Source organism: Luteibacter sp. HAY1-4A, from assembly GCF_056755355.1.
Window position 1 is genome coordinate 1 of record NZ_JBNDHZ010000018.1, and the last position, 16,399, is coordinate 16,399.

Consider the following 16,399-nt stretch of genomic DNA (forward strand, 5'->3'; position numbering starts at 1 on the left):
AGATGTGTATAAGAGACAGCCCCCGAAGGTTCGCTCGCCCGAGGCCACGCGTCCCGAGCCTCCGCGTCCCCGGAAGACAGTCGAAACGCCAGCGCAGCCTCCCGCGCCCGCGGCCGCGCCGTCGTCCGACACGCCGGCGCAGAAGCCCGTGCTGTTCGGTGCCGACGGCAGCATCGTGATGCCGAAGCAGGGAGGAGACGGGAAAACCCAGGCGGACTTCGTGGCGCGCAAGCCCACCGACGACAGCGGGATCATGTCGCACAAGACCACGGTGACGTACACGCAGACGCGGTTCGAAAAGGATTGGGCGCCGCGGGACGAAAACCTGCTCAACAAGGGTCTTCGTCGCGCCATCGAGAACACGACGGTGAAGAAGACCATCGACCTCGGGCATGGCGTGCGAGTGAAATGCGCCACGGTCTTCTTCGTGCTTCCGGTAGGCTGCGGCGGGGAAGACCCCTCGAAGGCGGCCGCGAAGGACGGCGACGTGCGGCTCAACATGGCGCCGGCGAATCCGGCCGTGAAGGACTTGCCCGGCCAGCCGGTGCCGCCCACCGAGGCCGAATGCATCGCTGCCTTCCGTGCGGACAAGCCGCTGCCGCAGGGCTGCGCGTCCGACATCCCGCTGAAGGCGATGGACCAGGAGAACGCGGAACGCGAGCGGCGCACGGGCAAGTAGTCGCTCGCCGCATCCGGCGATTGTGCGCGGTCGCCGCAGCATGGACACTAGCCGTCCATGCCCAAGACGTACCAACCGGACAGCGATCGCCAGATCGCCGCGAACTCGCTGCCCGTGTCGCCGCGGGAGGCGGCGATGCGTGCGCTGGTGTATCGCCGCCGTCTTCGCGAGAAGCCGCGCGACCGCCTGCTCCGCGTCCTCGGCTGGGTGGGCACCATCGTGGTCCACCTGCTTTTCCTGTTCGGGATGATCCTGGGCCCCGCGTACGAGGTATTGCCGCCGCCTCCCGAGCAGCCGGACGAAAACGCGTTGCTCGTGCGCCTCATCGACAAGCCACCGCCTCCCGTGCCGCCGGTACGCGGCACGCCGTCCAAGGCGCCGGTCGCCAAGACGCGCTGGAATACCGCGCGCTCGAAGGCCAGCCGCGCCTCCAGCGGTTCCCATGCCGCTGCCGTGGCCTCCGCGACCAAACCCCTTCCCGCCATCGCCGTGCCGGCCGCGCAGCCACCCCAAGTGAAGCCCGACGTGAAGCTCAGCGCACCGCCGCCGAGCGTCGTCGCGGTCGCGGAGCGGCCTCTCAGCCAGCCGAAGGCCCCGCCGCCGCAGCCGGAATTGGAGAAGGTGCCGCTGCCGACGCCTGCGCCGCCCGACCTGGCCGTGGATGCGCCGAAACCGACGGTCGTCCCGCCCCGCTTCCAACCCGAGCCGGTGCGCCGCGCCCAGGCGGAAGGCACCGCGCCCATGCCGCCGCCGGCGTCCCTCGCGCTTCCGGAAACACCCGCGGCACAAATGGCCGTCACGCCCACGCCGCCGACGATCACGGCCGAACGCACCGCGCCGGTGCCGACGACCGCGATGACGCTCGCCACCGTGCCGCGCCCCGAAGTGGAGACGTCGTCCGCTCCGCCGACGCCGCAGGACACGCCGCTGCCGGCCACCGCGCCGGAGCCGACGGCGCCGAAGCCGGATCTCGCACTCGATACGCGCCCCGTGCCTCCGAAAGTATCGGTCGAACCTGTTCGTGCGCCTCCTGTCGAGGCCACGGCCGAGCTCGAAGCGGTGCCCCTTCCCGACGCGACGGCGAAGCCCACCGTGTCCGCCCCCGTCGCTGCCGACGTGCGTCCAGCCGTCCAGGCGCCCGCGGTCACGCCGGGCGACGTACAGCGGCCGGTGGCGGGCGTGGACACCGCGCCGCAGCCGCCCGGGCAGGCACCCGGCGATATCGCCGCGGGCGAATCCACCGCGCAGGCGCAGGCTGAACAGGGGAAGGCGGAAGCGGCACGCGCCGCCGGCGAGGCGCAGGGGCCGCCTGCTCAGCCGCTCGTTCCTGGTCAGACCACGGCTGAGGCATCCGGCTCGAATACCCCCGGTGCCGCCGCGGACACCGGCACGCCCGGCGCACGCAATGGCGTGGACGAGGGCCAGCGCCTCACGGGCGCGAACGGTACGTCGCAGCGCGACGACGGTGTCGTGGGAGGGCAGGGCGACAAGACCGGGCAGGTAGCCGGCGCGTACGTGGAATTGAAGCCGCGCGGCAATCTCGTGCCGCAATCCGGTTCGCGCGTGCACATCGACTACAAGGCCACGCGCTTCGAAGGTGCCTGGACGCCGAAGGGCGAATCGTCCGTCGACACCGCCATTCGCCACGGCGCGGAGGCGGCGACGGCGCATCCCACCATCTCGCTTCCACGTGGTGTCAGGCTCAACTGCACCGTCGGCCCGGGCAACGCGGGCGGCGCGATGAAAGAAGCCATCTCGCTCTTCACGTTCGGTTGCAGCGAGGACGTACAGGCGAAACCCGCGAGCCAGGAAGCGCTGGCGACGGTGCAGACCATGGCGCCCGCTAAGCCCCTTGCGGAGAACCTTCCGCCGGCCAACAGCAGCACCGTCGCCGCCGCACCGGTCGCGCTGGACAACACGGCGCTGTGCGCCACCGCCCGCGTCACGGGCGGTCCGCTACCGCACGGTTGCGAGGCCTCGATCAAGATCAACGTGCCGGTGCCTTCCGCGAACTCCGGCTCGTGGGTTCCCGCGAGCGACCAGTTTTCGCACTAGCGGCAGGCGTGCACGAGCAGGTTGCTCCTACAGGCCGCGGATTTCGGTGCCGGCGGCCATGTCGTGGAGTCCGCGGCGGCGGCGGTCGAAGAAGGCGGGCAGGAGCAGCACCGCCCATCCCGCGACGGGTGCCCACAGCGCGATCTTCAGCGGCACGAGCGGGTAGAGCGTCAGCAGCGCGAGCGGCAGCGCTCCCACGGCCAGGCGGATGGCACCGCGTCGCCATGTGACAGGCATGCCGGTGGCATCCGTCACACGGATTCGCCACGGCCGCATGCCGAGCGTCTGTCCTCCCCGCACCCACGAAACGAGGAAGTAAGCGCCAACCACGAGGCCTTGCAACGGCTGGTACCACCACGCCCGCAGGTGGCCCTGGGCGTCGAACAGAGCACCGCCGGTGGCGAACTGCGCGAGGAGGCCGACGACCATCACGATGGCGACGACGGCCAGTGCGTCGTAGACGATGGCGGCAAGGCGGCGCCATGCGGGTGCGGGTGCGGTCATCGGGTTCCCTGGGCTCGGCATCGCGCCATTGTCGCAAGGTCCGCGGCAAAGCGTGAGAACATGTCGCGGCCATGTCCTTTCGCGTCCTCTCGAAGTGAACGAAGCCATTCCTGCCGAACCCGGCACTGACGACGCCCGCCTCATCGAGCGCTTCATCGAGCGCATCTGGGCCGAGGACGGCCTTGCCGATCGCACGCTCGAAGCCTACCGGCGCGACCTGCAGCAACTGGCGCGCTGGTTGTCCACGCGCGGCCGCACGCTGGCCACGGCCCGGCGCGACGATCTTTCCGCGTACCACGGCAGCCAGCCGGTGTCGGTGCGCAGCATGGCCCGTCGCCAATCGGCGTTCCGGCGGTTCTACGCGCAACTCGCCCGCGACGAAGGCAAGCGCGAGGACCCGACCCTGCTCATGCAGCGTCCGCGTATGCCGCGCAGCCTGCCCAAGGCGCTGGCCGAACGCGAGATCGAGGCGCTCATCGTCGCACCCGACGTCGGCACGCCGCTGGGCATGCGTGACCGCGCCATGCTCGAATTGATGTACTCGTCGGGTCTGCGGGTATCGGAACTGGTTGACCTTCCGCTCGCCGGTCTGAACACGCGCCAGGGAGTCCTGCGCGTCACGGGCAAGGGTGGCAAGGACCGCCTGGTGCCCGTAGGCGAGGAAGCCCTGGCACACGTCGAAACCTACCTGCGCGAAGCGCGTCCGCAGCTGGCCCAAGGCCACGGACAGCCGTTGGCCCTGTTCCTCTCGCGGCGCGGCGATGCCATGACCCGGCAGATGTTCTGGACCCTGGTAAAGCGCTATGCCATGCAGGTGGGCATCCCGGCCAACCGGGTCTCGCCCCACGTGTTGAGACATTCCTTCGCCACGCACCTGCTCAATCACGGGGCGGACCTGCGTGCCTTGCAGATGCTGCTGGGGCACAGCGCCCTCAGCACCACCCAGATCTACACGCTCGTGGCCAAGGAGGGCCTGAAGCGCCTTCACGCCCAGCACCACCCGCGGGGCTGAGGCGTGCCACAATCGAGGGAACCGAACGCGGGGATCGTGATCCAATCGATTCCCCGTTTCCCCCGGTGGCATATGGAGTGGTACCGATGTTGAAGAAAATCCTGCCGGCGGTCTTCGCTGGCGCGTTCGCCATGACGGCCTGCGCGGCCGACAACGACAAAGCGGTGCGCGACGCGGTCGAAGCCCTCGGCCCGGGCATCAAGGTCGACAGCATTGCGCCGGCGCCCATGGAGGGTTTCTACCAGGTGGTGGCGTCCGGGCGCATGGTCTACGTGAGCGCCGACGGGCGCTACATGCTCAACGGCAACCTGATCGACCTGAAGGCGAAAACCGACCTCAGCGCCGCAAGCTGGGCTGCCACGCGCAAGGCCGCCCTGGCCAAGGTGCCGGCGTCGCAGCGGCTCATCTACGCCCCGGCCAACCCGAAACACACCGTCACCGTCTTCACTGATGTCGATTGCGGCTTCTGCCGCCAGCTGCATGCGCACATCGACGAGTTCAACAAGCAGGGCATCGCGGTCGAATACGTGTTCTGGCCGCGCGAAGGCATCAAGACCACGGCGGGCAACGACACCCCGTCCTACACCAAGGCCGTCTCGGTCTGGTGCAGCGCCGACCGCAAGAACGCCTTCAACGAGGCCATGAAGGGCGCGACGCCCAAGGCCGCCACCTGCGCCAACCCGGTGAAGGACGATTTCGAGCTGGGCGAGCGCCTGGGCGTAAACGGCACCCCCACCATCGTCACCGAGAACGGCGACGTGGTCGGCGGCTACGTCACCCCGGCCCAGCTGCTCCAGGCCCTGCAGGCCCCGGCCGGCACGGTGGGCCGCGGCGGCTGATAGCTGCCACCCCTGTGGGAGCCGCTCCAGCGGAGATGGGTTGCCCGCGGCAAGCATGCCCGCTACCGCGGGATCGCCGGCATAGCCGGCTCCCACAAGGCCCTTCTCCCATGAGGCCCTTCTCCCGCAAGGCCCTGCAGGGGGCAGCCATGCTGCCGCGCAACATCATGTAGAATAGGCGTTTTCCTTCTGCGCCTTTCCCCCCGCATGATCGCACTCGACGGGCAGAGCGCCCTCTCGCCTTTTCGCCTCGAACGACTGAACGCCCACCTGGATGCCCTGCATCACGGTACGCGCGTGCAGGCCGCCTGGTTCACCTACTTCGTCGACGCCGACACCGCGCCCGAAGGCGATGCTCGCGCGCGCCTCCTCGCGGTGCTCGAAGCGAAGGTCGGTACGCCAGAGGAAGCCACGTTCTGGATCGTACCGCGCCTCGGCACCATTTCGCCGTGGTCCAGCAAGGCCACCGACATCCTCCACGGCGCGGGCTTCGACGTGCGGCGCGTGGAGCGCGGCACGGCGTGGCGCGTCACCGGCATGCCGGCCGACGACCACCCGGCGTATGCCGCCGTGATGGCCGCCTTCTGCGACCCGATGGTGCAGTCGCCGCTGGATGCGCTGGAGCAGGCGAAGGGTCTGTTCCTCGCCGGTGAACCCGGCCCGCTCGGACGCATCGAACTGGACGGCGATGCGCGCGCGGCCCTGTCCGCCGCCAACGCCGAACTCGGCCTGGCGCTGGCGGACGACGAGATCGACTACCTCGCCACGCGTTACGCCGAGATGGGCCGCGCGCCCACCGATGCGGAACTCATGATGTTCGCGCAGGCGAACTCCGAGCATTGCCGGCACAAGGTATTCAATGCCACCTGGACGCTCGACGGTGCCACGCAGGAATCGTCGCTGTTCGGCATGATCAAGAACACGCACCAGAAGTCGCCCGCGCACACGCTCTCCGCGTACCACGACAATGCCGCGGTCATCGAGGGCTACGAGGGCAAGCGCCTGTTCGTGGACCCGAACGACGGCGTGTTCCGCACGGTGGCCGAAGCCGCGCCGTATGCCATCAAGGTCGAGACGCACAACCACCCGACGGCGATCGCGCCGTGGCCGGGCGCCGCCACCGGTGCGGGCGGCGAAATCCGCGACGAGGGCGCGACGGGCCGCGGTGGCAAGCCGAAGGCCGGCCTCACCGGTTTCTCCGTATCGCACCTGCGCATTCCCGGGCTGCCGCGCCCGTGGGAGAAGGAGCGTCCGCTCCCGCCGCGCATGGCGTCGGCGTTCGAGATCATGCGCGACGGTCCGCTCGGTGCCGCCGCGTTCAACAACGAATTCGGCCGTCCGGCGCTCGGCGGTTATTTCCGCACGTTCGAGCAGGAAAGCGGCGACAAGGGCGTGCGTCGCGGCTACGACAAGCCGATCATGATCGCCGGCGGCCTCGCCGCCATCCGTCCCGAGCACGTGCAGAAGCGCAAGGTTCGTCCCGGCGACAAGGTGATCGTGCTCGGCGGTCCGGCCATGCTGATCGGCCTGGGTGGCGGCGCCGCCTCGTCGGTTGCATCCGGCACGTCCAGCGCGGAACTCGACTTCGCTTCCGTGCAGCGCGACAACCCGGAGATGGAACGCCGCTGCCAGCAGGTCATCGATGCCTGCTGGGCGCGCGGCGATCGCAATCCCATCGTCAGCATCCATGACGTCGGCGCGGGCGGCGTGTCCAACGCCATCCCCGAGATCCTCAACGACGCGGGTGTCGGCGGCATCATCGACCTGTCGAAGCTCCCGACGGATGACCCGAACCTCTCGCCCATGCAGGTGTGGAGCAACGAGTCGCAGGAGCGCTACGTGCTCGCCATCGGCAGCGAAGACCTCGAGCTGTTCGAGTCCTTCTGCGCCCGCGAGCGCTGCCCGTTTGCCGTCGTCGGCGACGCCACCGAAGAACCCCGCCTCATCGTGCGCGATCCGCGCCGCGATCTCACGGTCATCGACCTGCGCATGGACGTGCTGTTCGGCAAGCCGCCGCGCATGCACCGTGACGCGAAGCGGGTGAAGCCGCGCGTCGACCTCGTCGCCGACCTCACCGGCATCGGCATGGACGAGGCGCTGATGCGCGTGCTGCGCCTGCCCGCGGTGGGCAGCAAGAACTTCCTGATCACCATCGGCGACCGCACGGTCGGCGGCCTGAATGCACGCGATCCCATGGTCGGTCCGTGGCAGGTGCCGGTGGCCGACGTGGCGGTCACGATGACCGACTTCGAAGGCTATACCGGCGAAGCCATGGCAATGGCCGAACGCGCCCCCGTGGCGCTGCTCTCCAGCGCCGACGCAGCGCGCATGGCGGTGGGCGAGGCCATTACCAACCTCGCCGCCGCATCCGTGAAGCTCGACGAAGTGCGCCTGTCCGCGAACTGGATGGCCGCGGTGAACCATGCGGGTGAAGACGCCGCCTTGTTCGACGCGGTGAAGGCCGTCGGCATGGAATTGTGTCCGTCGCTCGACATCGCCATTCCCGTCGGCAAGGACTCGCTGTCCATGCAGACCGTATGGACGGACGAGAACGGCAAGCCGCAGAAGACGGTGTCGCCGGTGTCGCTGGTGATCACCGGCTTCGCCCGCGTCGATGACGTACGCCGCACACTCACGCCGCAGCTGAAGCTCGACCGGGGCGATACCGACCTCTGGCTGATCGACCTCGGTGCCGGTCGCGACCGTCTCGGCGGTTCCGCACTCACCCAGGTCTTCAATCGCGGCGGTGGCGTGCCGCCCGATCTCGACGACCCGAAGCGCCTGCGCGCGATGTTCGACCTGATCCAGGAAGCGAACCGCGCCGGCCTGCTCCTCGCCTACCACGACCGCTCCGACGGCGGTGCCATCGTTACGCTGCTGGAGATGGCGTTCGCCGGCCATTGCGGCCTGGAACTGCGCCTCGACGGCTGGGCCGATGCGACGCTGCGCGCCCTGTTCAACGAGGAACTGGGTGCCGTCGTGCAGGTGGCCGCCGCGAATCGCGAGGCGTTCGAGCAGCTGCTGGTGAAGCACAACCTCGCCGGGCTCACGCACAACGTGGGCCGTCCGAAGGAAAAGCTCGGCATCAAGCTGTACCTCGGCGGCGAGCCGGCGTTCAAGTGGAACTGGACCGAACTGTTCCGCACCTGGAACGAAACCAGCTATGCCATGCAGCGCCTGCGCGACAATCCGCACAGCGCCGACCAGGAAAACGAGTGGCGTCTCGACGACGCCGATCCGGGCATCTCGCCGAAGCTGGTGTTCGATCCGACCGAGGACGTCGCGGCGCCGTACATCGCGACCGGCGTGCGGCCGCGCGTGGCGATCCTGCGCGAGCAGGGCGTCAACGGCCAGGTGGAGATGGCGGCCGCCTTCAGCCGCGCCGGGTTCGACGCCGTCGATGTGCACATGACCGACCTCGCGTCCGGCAGGCACCACCTCAAGGACTTCGTGGGCCTCGCCGCCTGCGGCGGCTTCTCCTACGGCGACGTGCTCGGCGCGGGCCGCGGTTGGGCCACGTCCATCCTCTACAACGATGCGCTGCGCGAGCAGTTCGCCCGCTTCTTCGAGGACGGCTCGCGTTTCGCCCTCGGCGTGTGCAACGGCTGCCAGATGATGTCCGGCCTGAAGGACATCATTCCCGACGCGAAGCACTGGCCGCAGTTCCTGCGCAACCAGTCGGAACAGTACGAGGCGCGCGTGGCCACTCTCGAGATCCTCGACTCGGGCAGCATCTTCTTCCGCGGCATGGCCGGCTCGCGCATTCCGGTGGCAGTGGCACACGGCGAGGGCAGGGTGCATTTCCCGTTGGTGTGCAGCCCGTCGAAGAGCCACGCCGCGGCGCGTTTCGTGGACAATCGCGGCAAGCCCACGGAAAGCTATCCGCTGAACCCGAACGGTTCGCCGGGTGGCCTTGCCGCATTCACCGCCGCAGATGGCCGCGTCACGATCATGATGCCGCACCCGGAACGGGTGTTCCGTACGGCGCAACTGAGCTGGCATCCGGAGCAGTGGGGCGAGGATTCCCCGTGGATGCGCATGTTCCGCAATGCGCGCGTGTGGGTGGGCTGATCCCAGCCGGCCAGAGGCGATGAACGACACACCCCTCACCAGCATCGTCATCGTCCTCGCGGACAGCGGCCCCTTCACGCGCGAATGCGTGGAGCACGCGCTCGCGAGCGACGTGCCGGTGGAGGTGATCGTCGTCGACAACGGTTCCACCGACGGCGTACCCGAAGCGCTCGACCGCGCTTATGCTGACGACGAGCGCGTGCGCATCGTCTACAACAGAGCCAACCTCGGTTTCGGCCCCGCCGTGAACCGTGGCGCCGCGCAGGCGCGGGGCACACGGTTGCTCGTATTGAATCCCGACTGCCTCGTGGAAACGGACACGATCCGCCGCATGGCGGCGCACGTCGACGCGCATACGGGTGTCGTGGGCGCCGTGGTCTGCGACGCCGATGGCAACCCCGATCCCGCGTCGCGCCGGCGCGACCCATTGCTTCGCCGCTCGCTCGCCACCAAGCTCGGGCGTGGCGGCGATGCGGGCATCGATATCCGCGGCCCGATGCCCGACGGCGCGGAAGAGGTGGAGATCGTTTCCGGCGCCATCGTGCTCATGCCGCGCGACGTGTTCGAGCGCCTGCATGGTTTCGACGAAACCTTTTTCCTGCACTGCGAGGACATGGACCTCTGCCGCCGTGCCCGCGACGCCGGTTACAAGGTGCTGCTCGCCGGCGACGTGCGTGTGTTGCATGGTAAAGGCGGCTCGAGCCGGCATCGTCCTGTCTTCGTCAGCCGGCACAAACACCGCAGCATGTATCTGTGGTTCCGCCGGCACGATCCCGCGGCGCGCAACGTGCTGGTGCGCATGACGGTGTGGCTGGGCATATGGGCGCACTTCCTCCTGAAGATTCCCGGCCAACTCCTGCGGAAGCGCCGATGAGCGGTACGACACGCGGGGCCGGCCTGGCCACGCTCGGCCTGCTCGCGGTCACCGCCATCTGGGGTTCCACGTTCGCCCTCATCAAGGACGTGGTCGGACGGATGCCGGTCGCCGATTTCCTCGCGGTGCGCTTCATCATCGCCGCAGTCGCCATGCTTGCCTTGTTCGCACTGCCCTTGCTGCGGCTCGGCCGCCCTCAGTTGCTGCGCGGCCTGGGCCTTGGTGTGCTGTACGGCGTGGCGCAGTGGCTGCAGACCGAAGGGCTGGCCCGAACGTCGCCCAGCGTCAGCGGCTTCGTCACCGGCATGTATGTGGTGATCACTCCCATCCTCTCGCTGCTGCTGTTCCGTCAGCGCATGCCGTGGACCACCTGGCTTGCCGTGCTGCTCGCCACGCTCGGCCTCGGCGTGCTCGCGTTGAACGGCTTCGAGGTGGACGCCGGCGTGCTGCTGACGCTGGCATCGGCAGCCCTGTACGCGCTGCACATCGTGGGACTGGGCCATTGGTCGAAACCCGGCGATGCCTTCGGCATGTCCGCCATCCAGATGGTGGGCATCGCGGCGGTATGCACGGCGATCACGCTGCCGCACGGCGGCCCGGCCCTGCCGCCCGACGGGAAGGCCTGGCTGGCGGTGCTCTACATGGCGCTCGTCGCCGGCGCGCTCGCCATGCTGGTGCAGACCTGGGCGCAGGCGCACATGCCCGCCACGCGGGCCGCCATCGTCATGACCACCGAGCCGGTGTTCGCGGCGGGCTTCGCGGTACTGCTCGGCGTCGACGTGCTCACCGGACGCATGCTCGCCGGTGGCACGCTGGTACTCGCCGCGATGTACATGGTGGAACTGGCGCCGCGCTTCCGCCGGCGCAAACCGGCGGAAGCGTTGCACCACGAAGTGTGACCAAAGCGGGCAACTTCGCCACGAGCACCATCGCCGCTGAAGCGGTCCCACAGCTCCCGGCTTATTTCTCGACCGAGAACTTGTAGATCATCAGGTTCCGGTACGTCTGGCCCGGTGCCAGCCTGGCCGAACCGAAAGCCGGTTGGTTGGGTGTATCCGGGAACAGCTGCGGTTCGAGCGCGAACGCGTCGCCCTGCCGGTAGACGCCACCCGCCTTGCCCGACGTGGTGCCATCGAGGAAGTTGCCGGAATAGAACTGCAGGCCCGGCTGTGCCGACCATAGCGACAGCACGCGGCCGCTCTTCGGATCGCTCACGCGTGCCACCTCGCGCGGCTGCGCAGCCTCCTTCCGCGAGATGACCCAGTTGTGGTCGTACCCACGGCCGAACACGAGCTGCTGTTCCTTCGCATCGCGGATATCCCGTCCGATGGGCTTCGCCTTGCGGAAGTCGAAATCGGTACCCGCGACGTTGCGCACCTCACCGGTGGGAATGGCCGTGGCATCGGTGGGCAGGTAGGCGTCGCCGGCGATCATCAGCCGCTGGTCCATCACGCTTCCGGAGCCTTCGCCCGCGAGGTTCCAGTACGTATGGTTGGTAATGTTGACGATGGTCGGTGCGTCGGTGGTGGCGGTGTATTCGATCGTCAGTTCGTTCTTGTCGTCGATGGCGTAGGTGGCCGTGGTGGTGAGCTTGCCGGGATAACCCTGGTCGCCGTCCGGACTCACGTACGTGAGGGTGACGCTCGGACGCGCACCGGATTCCACCTTGTCCACGGTCCACACGACCTTGTCGAAGCCCACCTTGCCGCCGTGCAGCGAGTTGGGTCCGTCGTTCACGGGCACCGAATAGGCCTTGCCGTCCAGCGTGAACTTCCCCTTGGCGATGCGGTTGGCATAGCGTCCGACCGTGTCGCCGAAGTATTGCGGCTTGGCGAACGTGCCCTTGAGGTCGGGATAGCCGAGCACGATGTCGCCGGGCTTGCCGTTGCGGTCGGGCACGTCGAGGGCGTAGAGCGCGGCGCCCAGCGAAAGGATCTTCGCGGTCATGCCGTGACCGTTGGTCAGCGTGACCAGCGTAACCTCCTTGCCGTCGGGCGTGCGGCCGAACGAGGCCTTCGAGGCCTCCCCGGCGCTGGCGCCGGTGCCGATGGCCAGCAGCATGGCGGCCGCGAGGCTCGTCCCTATCTTCTTCATGATGTCTACCCTTCGAATGGTCCCCTGGGGACCAGATCATATTTGTTGGACAATTGACAAGTTGCGCCGCGTCAATGTCCATCGCCGCGCTCGGGTAGGATGGGGCGAGGAAGTCTCTGGGGGAGGATGCGATGGCGGCGAGGAAAGGGAGTGGCCGGAACCTGCACACGCAGGTGGTGGAAGACCTGGGCGAATCCATCGTCGGCGGCGTATTCCAGCCCGGCGACCCGCTACCGGGCGAGGCGCAGCTCGCGAGCCAGATGGCGGTGAGCCGCACGGTCCTGCGCGAGGCTTTGAAGGTGCTCGCGGCAAAGGGCCTGATCGAGACGCGCCAGAAGACGGGTATGCGAGTGCGCGATTCGCGCTATTGGAACCACCTGGACCCGGACGTACTTGGCTGGCGTTGTGCCTCGCTGCCCACGGACGACTTCGTCGACAAGCTGGTGGAAATGCGCGGCATCGTCGAGCCGGCGGCGGTCATGGCGGCCGCGCGGCGGCGCGATGCGGAGCAACTGGAGGCGATCCGCGAGGCGCTGGAGGCGATGGAAGACGCACAGACCCTGGACGATTGGGCGACCGCGGACCTGCGCTTCCACGAAGCGGTGTTGCTGGCGACGAACAATGAACTCCTGAGCTCCCTGTTCTCGGTGATCGAAACGGCCCTGGCCACGTTCTTCGTGATGTCGGCGCGCACGGCGAAGAACTTCAAGTATTCGCTGCCGCAGCATCGCGCAGTGTATGAAGCCATCCGCCGCCGCCGCCCGAACGAAGCCGCCGCCGCCATGCAAACGATGATCGCGGACTCCCGCGCCAACATGCGAAAATCCCGCCGCCGCTGACGAAATGGCAGTACCGCATTCCCTGTAGGAGCCGCCATGGCGGCGAGGCAAGCTCGCGCGATCCTCGCAAGATAGACGGGACCCTGTGGGAAGTATGGGAAGCGCGCTGGCGCGAACGGGTGCTCGCGACGGTGTGGCGAGATGGTTCGCGCGCCAGCGCGCTTCCCACAAAAGAGCCGTGGGGCATGTCGCGAGGTTGTCTCGCCGCTATAGCGGTTCCTACAGACGGGCGCAGGCGTGCGAATACAAACACACTGCCGCCTTCAACCTACGGTCGCGCCTACGAAGCGGACACGCAACACGAGTTCGCTAGCGGAGACAGGACATCGCCAAAAGCACATCGCCCCTGCGAACGCAGAGGCGACAGGGCTTCAGCGGTTCAACAACAGCGCCCGCCTGTGCCGCGATACCGGGCTTCCTGCCGTTCGCGGAAGAACTCCCCGTAGCTCGGTACGGGGCGTTCCGGGTGGTGTTCCCGCAGGTGTTTCACGTAGACGTCGTAGTCGGGTACACCGCAGCAGAGGCGCGCGGTTTGTACCGCCCGTTGCCAGAGCGAACGCGGCGCTTGTGTGTTCGTTTCCATGTCGGCTCCTTACTGCGCCACGCTCGACAGCGCGACGTACGGTTCCTCGTGCGCGGTCGGGTGGGTGGCGCGCCATGCGCGGACGATGGAGCGGAGCGAGAAAAACAGCATGGTCAGCACCAGCAGCATGAACAGCGCCGTGAGGGCCATGTCCACGCGATTGTTGGTGATGATGCGTTGCATCTCGTCCATCGACTTCGCCGGCGCGAGCAGCTTGCCCGAAGCCATGGCGTCCGCGTACTTCTGCGCCGCCGCGGTGAAGCTGATCTTCGCGTCGAAGATCTTCTGCCAGCCCGCGGTGAGCGTGCACACCACCAGCCATGCGGCCGGAACCGCCGGCACGAGTACGTAGCGCTCGCGCTTCAGTTTCACGGTGACGACCGTCGCCAGCATGAGCGCGATGGCGGCCAGCATCTGGTTGGCGATGCCGAACAGCGGCCACAACGTATTGATGCCACCGAGCGGATCGACGGCGCCTTGGTACAGGAAGTAACCCCAGAGGCCGACGCAGATCACGGTGGCCACGATGTTGCCGATCCACGACTCCGTCTGCTTCAACGGCGCCCAGGCCATGCCCGCCAGTTCCTGGATCATGAAGCGGCCCACGCGAGTGCCGGCGTCTACGGTGGTCAGGATGAACAGGGCTTCGAACAGGATGGCGTAGTGGTACCAGAGCGCCATCATGCCTTCGCCGGGCATGATCCCGTGCAGCAGCTGCGCCATGCCCACCGCCAGGGTGGGCGCACCGCCGGCGCGGCCGAGGATCGTGCCTTCGCCGATGTTGCGCGCGGTATCGGTCAGTTCCGCCGGGGTGACGAGGAAGCCCCAGCTGCTGATGGTCTGCGCGGCCTGCTCGGCCGTGGTGCCGACCAGCGCACCGGGCGAGTTCATGGCGAAATACACGCCCGGATGCAGCGACGCCGCCGCGATCAGGGCCATGATGGCCACGAAGGCTTCCATGAGCATGCCGCCGTAGCCGACCAGCCGCGCCTCGCCCTCGTTGGCGAGCAGCTTCGGTGTAGTGCCCGAGGCGATGATGGAATGCCATCCGGACACCGCGCCGCAGGCGATGGTGATGAAGAGGAACGGGAAGAGATTGCCGGCGAACACCGGTCCTGTGCCGTCGATGAATTTCGTGACCGCGGGCATCTGCAGCGTCGGCGCGGCGAGGAAGATCGCCAGGGCGAGAAGGGCGATGGTGCCGATCTTGAGGAAGGTGGACAGGTAATCGCGCGGCGCGAGCAGCAGCCACACGGGAAGCACCGAGGCGAAGAAGCCGTAGCCGATCAGCAGCCAGGCCAGGGCCTTGGCGTCGAAGTCGAACAGGGCGGCCAGCGCCGGCGTGTCGTTGACGGTCTTTCCGTACCAGATCGACGCCAGCAGCAGCACGAGGCCGATGATCGACACTTCGAGGATGCGCCCGGGCCGGATGAAGCGCAGGTACACGCCCATCAGCAGGGCGATGGGAATCGTGGCGGCCACGGTGAACGTGCCCCATGGGCTGTGCGTAAGCGCCTTCACGACGACCAGCGCCAGCACGGCCAGCACGATCATCATGAGGACGAGGACGCCCACCATGGCGATGACACCGGGCACCTCGCCGAGCTCTTCGCGCAGCATGTGGCCGAGCGACCGGCCGTCGCGCCGCAGCGAGAGACCGAGGATCATGAAGTCCTGCACCGCGCCGGCGAACACCACGCCGACCAGGATCCAGAGCGTGCCGGGCAGGTAGCCCATCTGCGCCGCAAGCACGGGGCCGACGAGCGGTCCGGCGCCTGCGATAGCGGCGAAGTGGTGGCCAAACACCACCCAGCGGTCGGTGGGCACGTAGTCGAGGCCGTCGTTGCGAAGGACCGACGGGGTGGCGCGCGAGGGGTCGAGTTGCAACACCTTCGTGGCGATCATGCGGCTGTAGAAGCGGTAGCCGATGAGGAATACCGCAATGGAGGCGGTGACCAGCCAGATGGCGTTGATCGGTTCGCCGCGTCGCAGGGCGATGACGCCGAGGCACCAGGCCCCGACGATGGCGATGGCGGCCCAGAGGATCTTGCCGGCCGGACTGGGTTTGGGAATGACGCTTTGCATGGTTGGAGCTCCGCCTGCGGATGCCCCAAGGGTCGTCCCCGTCGCCTTGGGGGTCAATGACCACGAGGGCCTCCACGTATTAGCCATTGGTCGAATGGCGGAGTGCCGGAACAGGGTGCCCGACAGCGCACGAGGCTTGAGCCGGAGGCCCTCCGGCGCCATGCTGGAGGTATCCCCACTCCCCGGAAAGCGCATGATCCGCGAGATCCTGAAAATGGGTGACGAGCGCCTGCTGCGCATCGCCCCACCCGTGCCCGACGCGATGTTCGGCTCGGCCGAACTCGACGACCTCATCGCGGACATGTTCGACACGATGGCCGATGCCGGCGGCGTCGGCCTGGCCGCGCCGCAGATCGGAGTGGACCTGCAGCTGGTGATCTTCGGCTTCGACAGCAGCGAACGGTATCCCGACGCGCCGCCGGTGCCCCGTACGATCCTGCTCAATCCCGTGATCACGCCGCTTTCCCAGGACATGGAGGAAGGCTGGGAGGGCTGCCTTTCCGTGCCGGGCCTGCGGGGCGCGGTGAACCGTTATTCGCTGATCCGCTATCAGGGCGTCGACCCGGAAGGCCTGCCGATCGACCGGACCGCCGAAGGCTTCCATGCGCGGGTGGTACAGCACGAATGCGATCACCTGATCGGCCGCCTGTATCCGTCGCGCATCACCGACTTCACCCGCTTCGGCTTCACCGACGTGCTGTTTCCCGGCATGGACGTGCCGGACGACTGACCTGTGGGAGCCGCTTCAGCGGCGATGGGTGCTC

Annotated in this window: 13 protein-coding genes; 9 read left to right on the top strand and 4 right to left on the bottom strand. The window is 68.0% G+C overall.

Going from position 1 to position 16,399, the window contains the following annotated elements:
• The coding region (locus ACPYOD_RS07900) for a hypothetical protein (protein WP_481301191.1) at window positions 1-679 on the top strand (679 nt) is incomplete at its 5' end.
• Between the two features lie 57 nt (window positions 680-736).
• The gene (locus ACPYOD_RS07905) at window positions 737-2,734 is read left to right on the top strand and encodes a hypothetical protein (protein WP_481301192.1); all 1,998 of its coding nucleotides are present in this window, start codon (window positions 737-739) and stop codon (window positions 2,732-2,734) included.
• 27 nt (window positions 2,735-2,761) lie between these two features.
• Here the strand turns inward: ACPYOD_RS07905 and ACPYOD_RS07910 are convergent, their stop codons facing one another.
• Window positions 2,762-3,238, bottom strand: a complete 477-nt coding sequence (locus ACPYOD_RS07910) for an RDD family protein (RefSeq protein WP_481301193.1) — start codon at window positions 3,236-3,238, stop codon at window positions 2,762-2,764.
• A 94-nt stretch (window positions 3,239-3,332) separates the two neighbouring features.
• Between ACPYOD_RS07910 and xerD the strand changes: the two genes are divergently transcribed.
• From xerD to ACPYOD_RS07935, 5 genes are all read left to right on the top strand, one after another.
• Window positions 3,333-4,250, top strand: a complete 918-nt coding sequence (gene xerD, locus ACPYOD_RS07915) for a site-specific tyrosine recombinase XerD (protein WP_481301252.1) — start codon at window positions 3,333-3,335, stop codon at window positions 4,248-4,250.
• A gap of 86 nt (window positions 4,251-4,336) precedes the next feature.
• Window positions 4,337-5,089 carry a DsbC family protein gene (locus ACPYOD_RS07920; RefSeq protein WP_481301194.1) on the top strand — a complete coding sequence of 251 codons (753 nt, stop codon included), beginning with the start codon at window positions 4,337-4,339 and terminating at the stop codon, window positions 5,087-5,089.
• A 207-nt stretch (window positions 5,090-5,296) separates the two neighbouring features.
• Window positions 5,297-9,160 carry a phosphoribosylformylglycinamidine synthase gene (purL, locus tag ACPYOD_RS07925; protein ID WP_481301195.1) on the top strand — a complete coding sequence of 1,288 codons (3,864 nt, stop codon included), beginning with the start codon at window positions 5,297-5,299 and terminating at the stop codon, window positions 9,158-9,160.
• Between the two features lie 19 nt (window positions 9,161-9,179).
• Window positions 9,180-10,034 (top strand): glycosyltransferase family 2 protein, encoded by an 855-nt coding sequence (locus ACPYOD_RS07930; RefSeq protein ID WP_481301196.1) that lies wholly within the window; start codon window positions 9,180-9,182, stop codon window positions 10,032-10,034.
• Window positions 10,031-10,933, top strand: coding sequence for a DMT family transporter (locus ACPYOD_RS07935; protein ID WP_481301197.1), 903 nt, complete (start codon window positions 10,031-10,033; stop codon window positions 10,931-10,933). Before ACPYOD_RS07930 ends, ACPYOD_RS07935 begins: the two co-directional genes overlap by 4 nt.
• Window positions 10,934-10,994: 61 nt before the next feature.
• Here ACPYOD_RS07935 and ACPYOD_RS07940 read toward each other — a convergent pair whose 3' ends face one another.
• Entirely contained in the window at window positions 10,995-12,128 is a 1,134-nt protein-coding gene (locus ACPYOD_RS07940) for an aldose epimerase family protein (protein ID WP_481301198.1), read from the bottom strand.
• Between the two features lie 131 nt (window positions 12,129-12,259).
• Here ACPYOD_RS07940 and ACPYOD_RS07945 point away from each other — a divergent pair, with 131 nt between their 5' ends.
• Entirely contained in the window at window positions 12,260-12,967 is a 708-nt protein-coding gene (locus tag ACPYOD_RS07945) for a FadR/GntR family transcriptional regulator (RefSeq protein WP_481301199.1), read from the top strand.
• Between the two features lie 379 nt (window positions 12,968-13,346).
• On the opposite strand, the gene ACPYOD_RS07950 is transcribed toward ACPYOD_RS07945, so the two are convergent.
• Both ACPYOD_RS07950 and ACPYOD_RS07955 read right to left on the bottom strand, forming a co-directional pair.
• A complete protein-coding gene (locus tag ACPYOD_RS07950) occupies window positions 13,347-13,550 on the bottom strand; it encodes a YbdD/YjiX family protein (RefSeq protein ID WP_481301200.1) in 204 nt (67 codons plus the stop codon).
• A 9-nt stretch (window positions 13,551-13,559) separates the two neighbouring features.
• Complete coding sequence (locus ACPYOD_RS07955) at window positions 13,560-15,635, bottom strand: carbon starvation CstA family protein (protein ID WP_481301201.1); 2,076 nt, start codon at window positions 15,633-15,635, stop codon at window positions 13,560-13,562.
• A gap of 193 nt (window positions 15,636-15,828) precedes the next feature.
• On the opposite strand from ACPYOD_RS07955, the gene def reads away from it, so the two are divergent.
• Window positions 15,829-16,365, top strand: a complete 537-nt coding sequence (def, locus tag ACPYOD_RS07960; RefSeq protein WP_481301202.1) for a peptide deformylase — start codon at window positions 15,829-15,831, stop codon at window positions 16,363-16,365.
• Window positions 16,366-16,399 lie beyond the last annotated feature (34 nt).